This window comes from Vreelandella boliviensis LC1, assembly GCF_000236035.1.
GTDB lineage: Bacteria > Pseudomonadota > Gammaproteobacteria > Pseudomonadales > Halomonadaceae > Vreelandella > Vreelandella boliviensis.
Genome location: NZ_JH393260.1, coordinates 281769 through 297954, shown reverse-complemented (window position 1 = coordinate 297954; position 16186 = coordinate 281769). Strand labels below are relative to the sequence as shown.

The following is a 16186-nucleotide window of genomic DNA, read 5'->3' as shown; positions in this document are numbered from 1 at the left end:
ATGCGAGACACTATGAAACGGATGCTTATCAATGCGACCCAGCCCGAAGAGCTGCGCGTCGCTTTAGTTGATGGACAACGCCTTTACGATTTAGATATCGAATCCGGCGCAAGAGAACAGAAAAAAGCCAACATCTATCGCGGCAAAATCACCCGTGTTGAGCCCTCTCTGGAAGCCGCTTTTGTCGATTACGGTGCGGATCGCCACGGTTTCTTGCCCCTTAAAGAAATTTCCCGCGAGTACTTTGTCAAAGACGTTTCCGGGCGCCCGAGCATTAAAGAAGTGCTTAAAGAGGGCCAAGAGGTCATCGTCCAGGTCGATAAAGAGGAGCGAGGCAATAAAGGCGCCGCGCTGACCACTTTCGTTAGCTTGGCTGGCCGCTTTTTGGTATTGATGCCCAATAATCCGCGTGCGGGAGGCATTTCGCGCCGCATTGAAGGCGATGAACGCAGCCAGCTCAAAGATGCCATGGGTCAACTGACCGTACCGGATAAAATGGGCTTGATCGTGCGCACTGCTGGCATCGGCCGTAACCCGGAAGAGCTGCAGTGGGACTTGGATTATCTGGTTCAAGTGTGGGAGTCGATTACTACCGAAGCCGCCAAGCGCCCTGCTCCGTTCCTGATCTATCGTGAATCTAATGTCATCATCCGCGCGATGCGCGACTATCTACGCCAGGACATTGGCGAAGTATTGATCGATAGCCCTGAGATTCATGCCGAAGCGCTGGCGTTTATCCGTCAAGTAATGCCTTCGTATCAGCAAAAGATCAAACTCTACGCGGACGAAGTACCGCTGTTCTCGCGCTTCCAGATCGAATCGCAAATCGAAACCGCCTATCAGCGCGAAGTGAAGTTACCTTCTGGCGGCTCGATTGTGATCGATCACACCGAAGCGCTAGTCTCTATCGATATCAACTCCGCCCGCGCCACACGCGGCAGCGACATTGAAGAGACTGCACTACAGACTAACTCCGAAGCCGCCGACGAAATTGCTCGCCAGCTACGCCTGCGCGATATCGGCGGCCTGGTGGTGATCGACTTTATCGACATGGGCCCGGCGCGCAACCAGCGTGAAGTTGAAAACCGCATGCGAGATGCCCTAAAGCTGGATCGTGCGCGGGTACAGATTGGCCGTATCTCACGCTTCGGCCTGATGGAGATGTCCCGTCAGCGCCTGCGCCCCTCGCTGGGTGAAACCAGTGGTGTGGTTTGCCCGCGCTGTAATGGTCAGGGCACCATTCGTGACGTGCGCTCGCTGTCGCTCTCTATCATGCGCCTGATCGAAGAAGAGGCCATGAAAGAGAATAGCTCCCAAATTCGCGCCATTCTGCCGGTGCCGGTGGCCACTTACCTGCTCAATGAAAAGCGCAGCGTGTTAGCTGATCTTGAGTCGCGTCAGAACGTTCGCGTCGTGCTGCTGCCTAATCCTGAAATGGATACGCCCCACTACGACGTCCAACGCCTGCGCGATGACCATTTGGACGAGGATGACACCCAAAACCTATCGAGCTTTGAACTGTCGACCGATACCGAAGTAGGCAAAGAGCCGACACCCAGCTTTGTGCCGCCCGCTATGCGAGCAGAAGCGGCCGTAAAAAGCGTCACCCATAACGCCCCAGCACCGGCTTCGCTGCAAACTGAAGAGAAAGCGCCTGACGCTGCTCCAGCCCCCGTGGCCAAAGCAGCACCGGCGACCAGCGAGCAACCCAGCGTCATTGGTCGCTTTATGCGTGGTTTCGCCAAGCTACTAGGTAGCGACGAAAGCAGTGCCGAAGCCACGCCTGAGCCCAAGGTTGAAACCCCGGCGCCACGCAAGCCGAGCGAGCGCAAAACCCATCAGCGCAGCAACGAGTCGCGGCAGAAGTCGTCGCGTGGCGACAGCAACGCCAGAACTGAACAAAAAGGCGAACAAAAAGCTGACCAAAAAACCGAGCAGCGCAGCAGTACGGCGCGCCCTGCCAGTGACGACAATAGCGATAAGCGCAACGGCCCCAGTCGTACCCGCAACCGCCGTCGCCACCCCCAGCAAGACGATGCAAACGGGCAAGAACCAGCCAACAAAGCTTCTCGCAAAGAGTCCCAGACTGATAGCCCTGGCAAAGATAGCGCGTTAAAAGACGCCTCTAAAGAGAGCAACAACGGCAAAAATGCAGCAAAGAAAGAACCCCGTCGCGATAGCGGTGGTGAAAAAAGCAGCGACAGTCAGCGCGATGAAGCGGCCAAGAACTCTGAGACTAAAAACTCTGAGACTAAGCAAGACGACGGCAAGCCGAAGCGCACGCGTAACAACCCGCGTAACCGCACACGCACCCAGGCGATTAATCCCCAGGCAGAAGCTGAGCAGTTAAAACTGCAGGCTGAAGTTCAGGATGAAGCGCCAGCAGCAACTCAAGAGCCGAGCGAAGCTCCTGCCACAGAAGAGCAGGCACAGGTGGCTAAAGCAGCGACAAGTGACGCACTGACTGCCCCAGAATCGGCATCGGACAGTCACACCGCTGCGCCAGCGCCGCCAGCCGATGCGCCTGAGCCCAACGCTAAGAGTGAGCCCGAGACTAAGCCGGAGCCAGAGCAAGCGGACGACGCAACGACCGCCGACCAGCCCGTGGCAGAGAACGCTAAAGCGAGCAAGTCAACGCACCAGCGCCGTCAGCCTAAAGCGGCACCAGAGGCAGCACAAGAAACAGCTATTGATAGCGCGGAGCAGACAGCACCAGCCGCTGATGCGAATCTGGCTGAAACGACCGAGGTGGAAACGACAGAGGGGGAAACAACCGGGCCCCAATCAGATGAGCGCGTGGCCAAACCAGCGCCAACTGATGTGACACCAGAAGCATCCGAGGCCAACTCAGAGCCTGCCAAGGCTGAGCAAACTGACGATAGTCAGTCCAGTGCCATCGAACTGCCTGTGGCCGATGCTGTCGATCCAGCAGCAACTGTAGAAGAGGCCGCCTCCCCTGCGCCTTTCAATAATGCTGATACGGATCAAAGCAGCGACGAGCGTCAGCCTGAAGCGTCAACTAACGCCCAGGAGACTGGCCAGGAAGCAGCAATTCCAAGCGTCTCTGAGAATGTCGCCGCAGACCCTTCATCTGAAGAGCAGTCCAGCAGCGAGAAGAAGCAAGACGCAGCAGAAAAAGGTGATGAGCCAAAGAGCGTTGAAGAGAGTAGCGCTGAAGCGAATAGCGCTGAAAAGAATAGCGGCGATCTAGGAGCGACTGAAGCCCCTTCGGCTGAAGCAGAGCCTCAGCCAGTCACCAGCGAAGCGCCAACTGAAGATATTGCAACTGAAGAAGCGCCCAAACCGCGTCGTCGTCGTACAAGAGCTCACAATGACCCGCGTGAGAAGCGCAAACAGGCTCAGCAAGACACCCACTCCGAGTAATTCGGTCGCGTGTTGCAAGCACAAAAAACCCCGCTTCGGCGGGGTTTTTGCGTTAGTGATACTAGGGATTAACTAACCTCGGTTCAGGTTCTAACCGTACCCCAAAGCGTGTGTCTACTTGGGCTGCAATATAGTTGGCTGTTTTCATCAGCCCCTGGCGATCACCGCCACCAAAGTGCACCAGTACCAGCGCTTGATGCTGGTGTACCCCGAAGGCGCCATCGCGCATCCCTTTCAAGCCACACTGGTCGATTAACCAACCCGCCGCCAGCTTTGTTTGCCCTCCCCTCTGGGGGAAATGGGGCATCGCGGGATATTGATGCAGCAACTCCGCTGCCTGCGCATCAGCCACCAGGGGATTCTTGAAGAAGCTCCCCGCATTGGCAAGCACCTGCGGGTCGGGCAACTTCTCGCGCCGAATTGCGCATACCGCTTCGGCGACGGCCAAGGGCGTGGGCGTGGGCGTGAGAGAAGAGCTCGCTAATCGTGCGGCGAGATCGCCGTAGCCAAGCCGAGGCGCTGGCGTGCGCGACAAACGCAACACCAACTGAGTGATCACCACACTACCCGCCAATGCGCCTTTAAATATACTGTCACGGTAACCAAAAGCGCACTGCTGGGCGTTTAACCACTCAACCCTCCCTGTGGCAAGCTCCATTACCTGCACCGCTAGCAGCGTATCGGCAAGTTCAACGCCGTAGGCGCCAATATTCTGCACCGGCGCGGCACCACAACTGCCGGGGATCAGCGCCAGATTTTCAATGCCCCACAGGCCACGTGCAGCAGTCGCCATTACCAGGGCGTGCCAACTAACCCCCGCTCCCACATGGGCAAACACTTGCTCTTGCTGCCCACCTAACTGATCAGTGAACAGCCACCACTGGTTCAACGCAGGCCGCACCACCAGCCCTGGGAGCGTTTCCGGCAGCAACACATTACTACCGCCACCCAGCAGTGTGACCGGCCACTCCTCGCAGCAAGCCTGCGCTAGTGTTTGGCGTAAGGCTGTTAATGTCGTGGGCGCCGCAAAGCGCTCTGCCTGGCAGGGAAGCCGAAGCGTGTTTGCGCAAGATAAGTCGACATTGCTGATAATATTCATCTTTACAGCCACACCATCAGCCCCATTACAACTCTCGCTTGAGTTGTCGAATCAGCCCTTCTGATGCAGCTTCAATCATATTCAGCACGTTCTCAAACCCCTCATCACCACCATAGTAAGGATCTGGCACTTCAGCACCGGGGGTACCAGCAAAATCCAAAAACAGCCCAACATGCGCCTGGCTATTGGCGGGTTTCAGGTCGCGCATGGCGCGTAAATTGTCTTGATCCATGCCCAGCACGTAGTCGAATTCACGGAAATCCTGCTCGTTTAGCTGGCGGGCACGCAGTCCGCTTAAATCGATACCGCGAAGCAGGGCTGCCTGCTGGGCTCGCGCGTCCGGCGCTTTGCCCACATGCCAACTGCCGACGCCGCAGGAGTCTATTTCAACCTCATCGGCCATCCCAGCTTGCTCAAGAGCACGACGAAAGACACCTTCGGCGGTGGGTGAGCGGCAAATATTTCCTAAACATACAAATAATACTTTCACAGCAGCGCTCCTTAACGACTCATTAGCGTCACTCGTCATTAGCGACTGGGCTAGGCCAGCAGCGCCCGCACCCGCGCTAGATCTTCGGCCGTATCAACACCGGTAGGGTTTACTTCGCAGGCCAACGCCACCTGAATCACGTGGCCGTTCTGCAGCGCACGCAGCTGTTCGAGCTGTTCAAGCTGCTCAAGGCTTGAGGCCGGCCAGTCACGGTAGGCCGCTAGAAAACCGGCACGATACGCATACAGGCCGATATGGCGCAGCCAGGCATCAGTTGCCAGCATGGTCGGCGGCACTTTGAACTCCTCACGATCCCAGGGTATCGGTGCCCGTGAGAAATATAGCGCTCGCCCCTGTAGCGTACGCACCACCTTAACCACGTTGGGATTAAACAGCGTGTCCACATCATTGATAGGCTCCGCAAGCGTTGCTATCGATGCATCGGGGTCATCGGCTAAGCGCAGAGCCACCTGGTCGATTAGCGCTGGGGGAATCAGCGGCTCGTCGCCCTGCACATTCACCAGCAGCGCATCATCCGTCAACGCCAAAATATCAGCTACCTCGGCTAAGCGGTCAGTGCCCGATGGGTGATCGTCGCGGGTCATGATCACTTCGGCGCCGTAAGGCAGCATAGCATCACAAATGCGACTATCGTCTGTCGCTATGACCACTCGGCTGGCGTGGCTTTGGCAAGCGCGACGCCATACGTGAGCAACCATCGGCTCTCCAGCAATCTCAAGTAGCGGCTTGCCGGGTAACCGGGTGGAGCCATAGCGCGCGGGAACGACGACTGTGAAGTCAGGCACCTTGAAATCTGCCATGTCATCAAAGACGGCCATTAAGCGTCTCCTGAACGCTCTTGAGAACGTCCTGGAGAGCGCCCTGGTGACGTGTGCAGTTTTTCATCGGCATCCATGACGCGAGCCTCTTCCGGCAACATCACCGGAATGCCCTCTTGGATCGGATAGGCCAAGCCATCATAGTGGCAGCGCAGCTCTTGAGCTTCGCGATCATATTTCAGCTTGCCGTTACACAACGGGCAGACCAGCATTGCCAGCAGCTCCTTATCCATGCGCGTATCTCCTTTAGGAAAGTGCCGACAGCCGCGCTGCCAGCCAGTGCTCAAATTCGGGAGGAAGGGTCGCTTCCACGTCTAATACCCAGCTGTTAGGCGGCGCCAAGGCGTAACACTTAACGGCATCTTTGGCGGTCATAATTACTGGGCGGGTATCTGCAAAGCTTAGCGCGTCCGCATTAAAGTGCTGGTGATCGGCTAACGGGTGCCACTCACCTTCAACACCCAACGCGGAAAGTGTTTGAAAAAAACGCTCGGGATGTCCGATACCGGCCACCGCGTGCACAGGCAACGTAAACGGCAGTGGCGCTAGCGGAAAACGCGCACCATCTTCAAGGCGTCGCCAGCACAGCGGCGCTAGCTGCATTATGGTGGCTGACTGCATAATAGTCGAAACTGAAAGCGACGGCTGAAAGTCACCGTTGACGATCACCGCATCAACCCGCTGCAACCGATTGGGCGACTCGCGCAGCGGCCCCGCAGGCAGGCAGCGCCCGTTACCCAGCCCTCGGGCGCCATCAATGACGACCAGTTCAATATCCCGGGCCAGTACCAGGTGCTGCAGACCGTCGTCGCTAAGGATAATATCGCAGCCCGCCGATACCAATGCCTGAACACCGCGCACACGCTGGGGATCCGCCACCACCGGCAGCCCTGTCTGCTGTGCCAGCATCAGCGGCTCATCGCCGGCTTCGGCAACGTTAGTGTCGGCGGTGACCAGTAGCGGATAACGCGGCGCTTTTCCACCATAGCCGCGGCTAACGATGCCTGGCGACCAGCCTCGGGCCACCAGCCAGCTAGCTAGCCACGCCACCAGCGGCGATTTACCTGTTCCTCCCAAGGTGATATTACCTACCACAATAACGGGCACCGGCGCCTTCCAGGTGGCTTTATTACCCGTTCGGTACGCCTGTTCTCGGCGAACCATAGCCCACTGGTACAACGCCCCTAACGGCCTTAGCGGCGATAGCCAGGGGCTTCCCTGGTAAGCGCCTTGCAGCCAGCGTTCTGCCAGCGTTCTTTTGGCTAAGCTCATATCAGTAGGCTCATGGCGCTTCTTGAAACTGTAGTTGATGCAGGGCCGTGTAGGCGCCATCGGCTTCCAGCAATGCCTGATGCGAGCCCTCTTCGATAATGCGCCCCTGGTCTATCACCACAATCCGGTCGGCCCGCTCAATGGTAGAGAGACGGTGGGCGATAACGAGCGTGGTACGCCCTTCGCAGACCCGCTCAAGGGCCTTTTGAATATAGCGCTCGGATTCAGTATCCAGCGCTGAAGTGGCCTCATCCAACACCAGCAGCGGTGCATCCTTGAAGATCGCCCGAGCAATCGCTAGCCGCTGGCGTTGTCCGCCCGAGAGCATCACGCCATTTTCTCCTACGGTAGTGGCATAGCCATTGGGAAGTTTATCGATAAACTCATGGGCATAGGCGGCTTCAGCCGCAACTTTAATAGCCTGAGGATCAGGGTTGGCCACCCCGTAGGCAATATTATCGGCGATTGAGGCGTTAAATAGCGTTACCTGCTGTGATACCAGAGCAATCTGCTGGCGCAGCGGGCCAAGCGCGTAGTCATCAATATTAACGCCATCGATGGTGATACTGCCTTGGCTGGGTCGGTAGAAACGCGGCAGCAGGCTGACCAGGGTGGACTTGCCGCTCCCCGAACGCCCGACTATCGCCACCAGTTCGCCCGGCGCCAGGCGCAAATTAATATCGTGTAGGACTTCGGGCTGGTCGTCGGCGTAGCGGAAGCTAACATTATCAATCACTACATCACCGTTTAAACGGCTGGCGATGCGCTTACCGCTATCCTCTTCTGGGGCCATATCCAGCAGCCCGAAGAGCTCTGACGCGGCCGCCAGGCCTTTCTGAATTTCTCCGTTAATCTCGGTTAGTTGGCGCACTGGCTTAATCATCAGGGCGGCAGCAGTAATAAAGGCAACGAACTCACCGGGTGTCATGCTTGCCATCAGCGAAGGCGCCATGGCCAGCCAGACCAGTAGCGCCATGGAGATGGCTACCAGCATCAAAATCACCGGAGAACTGACCGCACGGGTCATGGCTTCTTTCATACTTTGGCGACGGTTCTCTTCACTAACGCGTTCAAAGCGCAGCTTTTCATACTCTTCAGCGCCATGGGTACGCACTACCCGGTAGCCCGACAGCGCTTCCGAGGCAATATGGGTGACGTCACCCATGGAGTGCTGAATGCGTTTTGAAATGCGTCTAAACCGCTTGCTGACGTAGCTAACCACCACGGCAATAATCGGCGTCACACCCAGAAACAGCAGCGTTAACATCCAGTTGGTCCAGAGCAAATAGAGCACCAAGCCGACGACGAACAGACCCTCCCGGAGAATAATTGTCACCGCTTTGGTGGCCGCCCCCGCGACTTGCTCAACGTGGTAGGTCACCCGCGATACCAGTTGGCCGCTGGAGTGATGGTCAAAAAACCAGCCTGGCAGATGCAGCAGATGAGCAAAGACGTCGCAACGCAGGGTATGAATCACATAGCGGCCCACATAAGCCATGAAGTAGGTGCTTAAAAAAGTACCTAGCCCCCTAGCGGAAAACATAATAATCACAAACAGCGGTAGAAATAGCCGAAAGGCTGCATCCGGATTTTGAATGCCATCAATCAAACGCTTCATCATTTCAGCTAGTGCGGTACTTGATGCGGCATAAATAACAAACCCCACCAGCGCCAGCGCAAAAGCCCGCCAATGCGGCCTCACATAACCCAACAACCGCTTATAGATACCCCAACCTGAATCAGTCACACGCGCTCCTAGCCTAGACCCTAGGGCCTATAGTATGCAGTGCGAGGGATTCTACCTGATGGCGACGCGCTTCAACACTGGTTGTGTCGTCTTGGTAGTGGCCGCGTCGTTTCGACCTCAATGGGATGGGCCGCGTTTAGCCAAAAACGCAGGGCTCCGTCCTGAGCAGTACTCCATAGACAGCTTCCCTGCTGGCGAAAACGGCGCACAACGGAATCTACCGGATGCTGAAAAGCATTGCTCTGCCCGGCGCTAAATATCACATGCTCAGGTGCGGTATGACGCACAAACTGAATACCCGAACTGGTGCCGCTGCCATGGTGCCCTGCCACCAATACACTAACGGGTAGCGTTACATCACGCAGAAAGCGTCGCTCTACCTCTGTGCCCACATCCCCCGTAATCAGCAGTCGCTGCTCACCAACGTTCACCTCGAGTACGCAGGAGCGATCATTGGCAGAAAACGCGCTATCGCCTTCTGGTGGCCAGAGAATACGGTAATTCACTCCGTCACGCTGCCAGCTTTGACCACGCTGGCAGTCAATACTTGAAACTGGCAGCGTCTCACCCGTAGGGGCCAACCACCGCCTAACCTGATGATCAGCTAGCAACGCGCCAATGCCACCCGCATGATCATTATCAGCGTGGCTAACAATCACTTGATCAAACTGCTGCCCCGGCGACCAAAGCGTCTCCAGCGGCATAAAACCACTACGAAAGCGCGGTCCGGTGTCGTAGAGCAGGCGATAATGTTCACTACGCAATTCTATCAACTGCCCCTGCCCCACGTCGTGCACGCTAACTCTAAGCGTATTTTGGGGAATCGATGTTGAAAGCGACCACCACGGGAGCGCTAAGGCCAGCGCAGTGGCAGAATACCGTAGACCAGGTAAAACGGCAGGTAGCCCCCAGCATAACGACAGCAGTAGCAATGCGAAGGCGAGCGGATAAGTTAACGACCGATCAGGTTCCCACAGTGGCCAGTGCTGCATAGCAAGTGTCAGTAATAAGTGGAAAACGCTAAGCGCCTGCTCAAACAGCAACCACATCGCCTCGCCTACTAAGGGAATAAGTGAGAGCAACCATCCCAGCAGCGCCATGGGCACCATCACCGAGCTCACCCAGGGCACGGCGACTAAATTGATCAATGGAGCGGCTGGAGCCACCCGCCCAAAGGCTACCAATACGGCGGCGGCCATTAGCGGGGCTAGCAGCAGCTGCGATCTAACCAGCGCCCAGCACCAGCCCTTTATACCCTGAGGGCGCCGCCGTCCCTGCCAAATAATAATCAGCCATGCCACCGCAACAAAAGACAACCACATCCCCGGCCGCCACAGCGCTAGAGGATCAGATATCAGCACCAGCGCAAGTGCTAGCCACCAAGCCTGCCAAGGACCCGGCGCATGCCGACCACTCAGTACCCACAGCCCGATCAACGTCATAATCATCGCTCGCATGGCTGGCGGCGCCATTCCGGCAAGGGTGGCGTAACTCACACAGGCTAGCGCTGCCAGCCACCATGGCCAGGTGCGCATGCGCCAGTTGGTGGGCGTTGCAAAACGAGCACCTAGCTTGGCGAGTAGCAGCACAAACGACGCCACCAGCCCGACATGCAAGCCTGAAATCACCACCAGATGAGTGGTGCCGGTGGCATTCAGCAGTGACCAGTCATCTTGGGTTAGCTGTTCGCTATCGCCTAACGTCAGCGCTGCCAGCCAGCGCTTGGTTCGCTCGTCGAGCGGCTGACGAGTCAAAAAATCCAGCGCTAGCTGGCGCAGCGAAGGGCTGGCAGAAGAGAGCCTAACCGGCGCAGGCTCCTGGCGCAGATAGCCAGTGGCGTGGATCCCCTCGCGCCACAGCCACTGCTCATAATTGAAGGTATCAGGGTTGGCAAAGCCGCTTGGGGGGCGCAAACGCAGCGTCATTTGCCACTGCTCACCGGGCTTAAATCGCTCATCGCTATAAGCGCTTATGCGCACCTTGGCGAGCGCGGAACAACTGGGCCGTTGTACTGGGCTATTTGAAGAGTTTTGACACTTATCAATGTTTAACAACAAGCGCGTCGCATGACCCAGTGGCTGGGCGGTCAACACGGTCGCCTCAACGGTAATATCTTCACCACTTAGCCCCGCCGCTAAGCGACTTCCCCATTCATTTTGTACGCCAATGAAGACCCATACGCCGATTAGCAGCCATATGCCTGCGCGCAGGCGCCATCCCATTACCAGCAAAGCGACTACAAACACCCACCCAAAGGCGTTTGGGGTCACCCCTGCGGCGTGGCAATACCAGGCAAAAACACCTCCTGCGAATGCCGCAAGCGCCGCAGGCATGGCAACACCTAACCGCATAGAACCCTCCCTGGCGACACTTCATTGATGGCCTAGCATAGCCGAAAGGCAGCTCGATATGGATAATAGGCCACATCAATAGGTAAGAGTATCCATCATGCCGCGCCGGTTCCTGCAGCGCTACATGCCCAAACCCGACACTATCAGGAAACAGCGCTCGCTACGCTTTATGGCACCGCTGATTGCAGATCCGGGTTTGTGGCTTTTAACTCGCCGAAGCGTTGCCAATGCATTTAGCGTGGGCGTGTTTTGCGCGATGCTGCCCATCCCCTTTCAGATGGTGGTCGCAGCGTTGGGCGCTCGCATTACACGCTGCAACTTAGCCCTCTCGGTGGGCTTGGTATGGATTACCAACCCCTTGACGATGCCGCTAATTTTTTACGGCAACTACTGGATTGGCACTTTTATACTCGGCGCGCCCGTGCGGGAAGCCCCTTCGCGTATTTCAACGCGCTGGATCGCCGAACAGATGCACGACATTATGCCGCCACTGATCATCGGCTCGTTGGTAACAGCAGTCATTTTAGCCATCGTCGTCAATATTGGCATTCGCTTAATCTGGCGCTGGCACGTCTCCCATAACTGGAAACGCCGCCGCCAGAAACGTCGGCAGCGGCGCGCACAGATTGAAGCAGAATTTGATGACTAGGCTTTAGTGACTAGGCTTAGCCACTAAGCCTGGCGATTAAGCTTGAGGAGCTAGCCTACTTAACTAACAGGCTCGTCGATTAAAGCGCGGGAGCCTGCTCTACCAACTTGCCTGCATCCAGCTTAAGCACGCGATCTTGATGGGCCGCCAGGCTAACGTCGTGGGTCACTATCACAAAGGCACAGGCGCTCTCTTTGGCCAGTTCGTCCATCAGCGCCAAAATAGTCGCCGCCGTTGTTTGATCCAGATTGCCCGTGGGCTCATCCATTAGCACCAGGCTAGGGTCGGTGACCAGCGCCCGGGCAATCGCCACGCGCTGACGCTCCCCGCCGGAAAGCTCACCCGGCTTATGATCCGCCCTCGGCTGCATACCTACCCGCTCGAGTATCTGCATTGCCCGCTTCTCGGCTGCCTTTTTTGACTGGCCGCGAATAATCAGCGGCAACGCCGCATTTTCGACGGCGGTAAATTCCGCCAATAGATGGTGGAATTGATACACAAACCCAATGTAGCGGTTACGGAAGCTACCCAACGCCGCTTCATTTAAGCCCGACAGCGGCTCACCGGCGATAACCACACTGCCTTCGCTGGGACGATCGAGCCCTCCGAGCAAATTGAGCAGCGTCGTCTTGCCTGACCCAGAGCTACCTACGATGGCAACCCGTTCACCAGCACGCACCTGCAAATTGAGCTTATCCAGTACCGTCAGATCCTGGGGCCCCTCACTGTAGGTTCGTGTCAGCGCTTGACAATCGAGCATGACCGCGGCCTCTTGACCGGTATTTTGAGACGTCGAATTCATAGACATCGTGTCATCCTTGTTCCTGAAGCCATTATTCATAGCGCAACACATCCGCTGGCTGAACTTTTGCCGCCCGCCAAGCGGGATAAAGTGTCGACAGGAACGTCAGACCAAAGGCGGCCAAAACGATCCGAATAACATCATTCCACTGCAGTTGAGAGGGTAAATCGCTGATGAAGTAGACCCCAGCATCCAAGAACTGGATGCCCAGCGTTCCTTCCACCCAGCCAATCAGATCAGCAATGGTCAGCGCCAGCAGCACACCCACGGCCACCCCGATGGCGATACCGATAAGCCCGATGGCCATGCCCTGAACAATAAAAATGCCCATAATCGAGCTCGGTTTAGCACCTATCGTACGCAGAATGGCGATATCCGCGCGCTTGTCGGTGACAACCATGACCAGCGTCGAGACGATATTGAACGCCGCCACGGCGATAATCACGGTTAACAGCAGTGCGATCATGCGCTTTTCCATCTGTATCGCCTGGAAAAGATTGCCTTGAGAGAACGTCCAATCGCTCCCCCTATACTCCGGGCCAAGCTCATTGAGAATCGCCTGGGTTTCACTGCTGGCAGCAAATAGATCATCCAACTCTAGGCGAAGCCCGCCGACTGCATCGCCAAGACGGGCAAGCGTTTGCATATCTTCAATATTGGCGTAGGCCAAATTAGCATCTAGTTCGGCGCCGACGCTAAAAATACCGCTGACGGTAAAACGCTTTAAGCGCGGAAAGACTCCAGCCGGAGTAATCGATGCTTCAGGCACCAGCAGCGTCACTCGATCGCCCACGCCAACGCCCAAGTTTCGCGCCAGCATTGAGCCCAGTACCACGTGCCACTCGCCGGGAACCAGATCGGTTAGTTCGCCCTGGCGCATATGCTCACCAATAATCGACACGCGGTCTTCCCAATCAGGGTTAATACCATTAACCATGGCCCCCTGATTACGCCCACCCACGGAGAACATGCCCTGCTGCTCAACATAGGGCGCCGCACCGATAACGCGCTCCCGCTGCATTAATTCTTCAGCCAAAGACTCCCATTCGACCATCCCCACACGGGATTCGATTTTAGCGTGGGGCACCATGCCTAAAATACGCGTGCGCAGCTCATGGTCGAAGCCGTTCATCACCGACAACACCAAAATAAGTACCGCGACCCCCAGCATTAACCCCAGCATCGAGGTGAGCGAAATAAACGAAATAAAGTGATTCCGGCGTTTAGCGCGCACGTAGCGCAGCCCCACCAGAAAAGGCAAACGATCAAGCATGGCGTCATTCCTTATCAATAAGCGCTCATGGTACGGTTTTTTTAGTGTCTCTGCATGTTCAAACGGCCATTAGAGCGGTCTGCACCGTGAGCGTTCAGATTAACAACGTTACGCTTGCAACTTGCCCCGCCACGCCCTACATTGCGCCGATTTACTGCTGACCGTGGGGCTGCGCTTTTATGACGTATCGTTTGCTACCCGAATGGTATCCCCAGGATGGGATACAACTGACCTGGCCACGCCATGACGGCGATTGGGCACCACTACTTGCGTGCATCGAAGCCACTCTCGAACGCATTGTGATTGCCACCGCGCGCTATCAGCGCGTGCTGATTTGCGCACCCGACGAACTCACCAAACAGCGCTTGGCCGACACTTTTGACGCCTACGGCGTGCCCGCTGAGCGCCTGCTGCTTATTGTCGCACCCACCGACGATACCTGGGCGCGGGATCATGGGCCGGTCAGTGTGGTCGACGAAGATGGCCAATTAGTCATGCTCGATTACACCTTTACTGGCTGGGGTGGAAAATTTCCCGCCGAGCGTGATAATCGACTCACCCAGCGGCTTGCTAATGCAGGCGTATGGGCCTGCCCGGTGAGCTCGCGGGATCTGGTCCTGGAAGGCGGCGGCATAGAAACTGACGGTGAAGGCACCCTGCTGACCACTGAAGCATGCCTGCTGAACCCCAACCGTAACCCCACGCTATCCCGAGCAGCATTAGAAACGCAGCTTGGCGAGGACTTCGGGGTTGACCGCATATTGTGGCTGACCAACGGTCATTTAGAAGGCGACGATACCGACAGCCATATTGATACCCTGGCGCGCTTCTGCGACCCATCCACCATTGCCTACGTGCGCTGCGATGACCCCAACGACCCGCACTACCCGGCCTTAGCGGCAATGGAACGGGAGCTGCAGGCTTTCCGTCAGCGCAATGGTGAACCCTACCGGCTTATCGCCCTGCCCTGGCCCCAGGCTTGCTTTGACCCGGAAGATGGCCATCGCCTGCCCGCTACCTATGCCAATTTTCTGATCATTAATCAGGCCGTGCTGGTGCCCACTTACGGCGACCCGGCAGATGTCACCGTGCTAAACGCGCTAGCGGTTGCTTTTCCCGAGCACACGCTAATCCCTATTGAGTGCATCAGCGTTATTCGCCAACACGGCAGCCTGCATTGTTTAACCATGCAGCTTCCACAAGGCGCGCTTATTCGCGACACGCCTGCTCTGGGAAAGTCTATCCGGGGAACGCTTGCCCAGCACTCGGCTGGTACTGATTAAATAGTACTGACTGAATATAGTACTGAATGAATAAAGGAACCATTATGTCGATGACATCAAGTTCGACGCTAACCGTCGGTGTTGTGCAGCAACCCGCCTGGCCGGACAAAGCCCAAAGCCTGTCAGCTAGCGAAGAAGGTATCCGCAGTGCCGTTAAAAAAGGCGCGCAGCTGGTACTGCTTCAAGAACTGCACGCTACCCACTACTTTTGCCAATTTGAAGATCCCGCGCTGTTTGATCTAGCGGAGCCCCTCGACGGCCCTACCGGCCAGCGTCTGGCGGCGCTCGCCAAAGAGCTGGATATTGTACTGGTCGGATCGCTATTTGAACGCCGTGCAGCGGGGCTCTACCACAATACCGCCGTGGTCTATGACCGCGCCAAAGGGCGCGTTGGTCAGTATCGCAAGATGCATATCCCCGATGACCCTGGGTTTTATGAGAAGTTTTACTTCACGCCTGGGGATCACGACAGAGCCCGCGAAGAAGGCTTTACCCCGATCGAAACCTCGCTGGGCCGTCTCGGCGTGTTGGTCTGCTGGGATCAGTGGTATCCCGAAGCCGCCCGACTGATGGCTTTAGCCGGTGCCGATTTACTACTCTACCCCACTGCGATCGGCTGGGATCCCAACGACAACGGGGAAGAAAAGACCCGCCAAAAAGATGCCTGGACAGTGATTCAACGCGCCCATGGCGTCGCCAACGGCTTGCCCGTACTGGTAGCCAACCGGGTTGGCTTTGAGGCGGATCACTCTGGGGTCGGCGATGGCATTCAGTTCTGGGGCGGTAGTTTCGTCTGTGGGCCGCAAGGTGAGCTATTGGCCCATGCGGGGGAAGAGACCGAGCAGTTAGTCGTTGAGCTTGATATGGCGCGCAGTGAAAATACCCGCCGCATCTGGCCCTATCTGCGCGATCGCCGCGTGGATGCTTATGGGGATTTAACTCGCCGCTACCGCGACTAACTCTTATCAAAACCCCAAGAAAACAAAACGCCTGCCTG

General features: G+C 56.7%; 13 protein-coding genes. 4 read left to right on the top strand and 9 right to left on the bottom strand.

The annotated features are described in order from the left end of the window. Positions 1–12 precede the first annotated feature (12 nt). Complete coding sequence (rne, locus tag KUC_RS18315) at positions 13–3384, top strand: ribonuclease E (protein ID WP_040481608.1); 3372 nt, start codon at positions 13–15, stop codon at positions 3382–3384. 61 nt (positions 3385–3445) lie between these two features. On the opposite strand, the gene murB is transcribed toward rne, so the two are convergent. The 7 genes from murB to KUC_RS18280 form a co-directional block, all read right to left on the bottom strand. Then, positions 3446–4483 (bottom strand): UDP-N-acetylmuramate dehydrogenase, encoded by a 1038-nt coding sequence (murB, locus tag KUC_RS18310; RefSeq protein WP_007114750.1) that lies wholly within the window; start codon positions 4481–4483, stop codon positions 3446–3448. A 25-nt stretch (positions 4484–4508) separates the two neighbouring features. After that, positions 4509–4973: a low molecular weight protein-tyrosine-phosphatase gene (locus KUC_RS18305; RefSeq protein WP_007114749.1), complete on the bottom strand. Its 465-nt coding sequence runs from the start codon at positions 4971–4973 to the stop codon at positions 4509–4511. Between the two features lie 50 nt (positions 4974–5023). Continuing rightward, a complete protein-coding gene (gene kdsB, locus KUC_RS18300) occupies positions 5024–5812 on the bottom strand; it encodes a 3-deoxy-manno-octulosonate cytidylyltransferase (protein ID WP_007114748.1) in 789 nt (262 codons plus the stop codon). Next, positions 5812–6045, bottom strand: a complete 234-nt coding sequence (locus KUC_RS18295; RefSeq protein ID WP_007114747.1) for a Trm112 family protein — start codon at positions 6043–6045, stop codon at positions 5812–5814. The genes kdsB and KUC_RS18295 overlap by 1 nt, the downstream gene beginning before the upstream one ends. Positions 6046–6058: 13 nt before the next feature. Beyond that, positions 6059–7084 (bottom strand): tetraacyldisaccharide 4'-kinase, encoded by a 1026-nt coding sequence (gene lpxK / locus KUC_RS18290; protein WP_007114746.1) that lies wholly within the window; start codon positions 7082–7084, stop codon positions 6059–6061. Positions 7085–7094: 10 nt separating this feature from the next. Then, positions 7095–8831 carry a lipid A export permease/ATP-binding protein MsbA gene (msbA, locus tag KUC_RS18285; RefSeq protein WP_007114745.1) on the bottom strand — a complete coding sequence of 579 codons (1737 nt, stop codon included), beginning with the start codon at positions 8829–8831 and terminating at the stop codon, positions 7095–7097. 71 nt (positions 8832–8902) lie between these two features. Further along, positions 8903–11182 (bottom strand): DNA internalization-related competence protein ComEC/Rec2, encoded by a 2280-nt coding sequence (locus KUC_RS18280; RefSeq protein ID WP_007114744.1) that lies wholly within the window; start codon positions 11180–11182, stop codon positions 8903–8905. A 97-nt stretch (positions 11183–11279) separates the two neighbouring features. On the opposite strand from KUC_RS18280, the gene KUC_RS18275 reads away from it, so the two are divergent. Then, on the top strand, positions 11280–11831 hold the full coding sequence (locus KUC_RS18275; protein WP_040481604.1) for a DUF2062 domain-containing protein: 552 nt from the start codon (positions 11280–11282) through the stop codon (positions 11829–11831). Positions 11832–11910: 79 nt separating this feature from the next. Here KUC_RS18275 and KUC_RS18270 read toward each other — a convergent pair whose 3' ends face one another. After that, positions 11911–12633, bottom strand: a complete 723-nt coding sequence (locus KUC_RS18270; protein ID WP_007114742.1) for an ABC transporter ATP-binding protein — start codon at positions 12631–12633, stop codon at positions 11911–11913. 31 nt (positions 12634–12664) lie between these two features. Next, positions 12665–13906 carry a lipoprotein-releasing ABC transporter permease subunit gene (locus KUC_RS18265; RefSeq protein ID WP_007114741.1) on the bottom strand — a complete coding sequence of 414 codons (1242 nt, stop codon included), beginning with the start codon at positions 13904–13906 and terminating at the stop codon, positions 12665–12667. A 179-nt stretch (positions 13907–14085) separates the two neighbouring features. Here KUC_RS18265 and KUC_RS18260 point away from each other — a divergent pair, with 179 nt between their 5' ends. Next, positions 14086–15189, top strand: a complete 1104-nt coding sequence (locus KUC_RS18260; RefSeq protein WP_007114740.1) for an agmatine deiminase family protein — start codon at positions 14086–14088, stop codon at positions 15187–15189. A 44-nt stretch (positions 15190–15233) separates the two neighbouring features. Further along, positions 15234–16148 carry a carbon-nitrogen hydrolase gene (locus tag KUC_RS18255; RefSeq protein ID WP_176459031.1) on the top strand — a complete coding sequence of 305 codons (915 nt, stop codon included), beginning with the start codon at positions 15234–15236 and terminating at the stop codon, positions 16146–16148. Positions 16149–16186 lie beyond the last annotated feature (38 nt).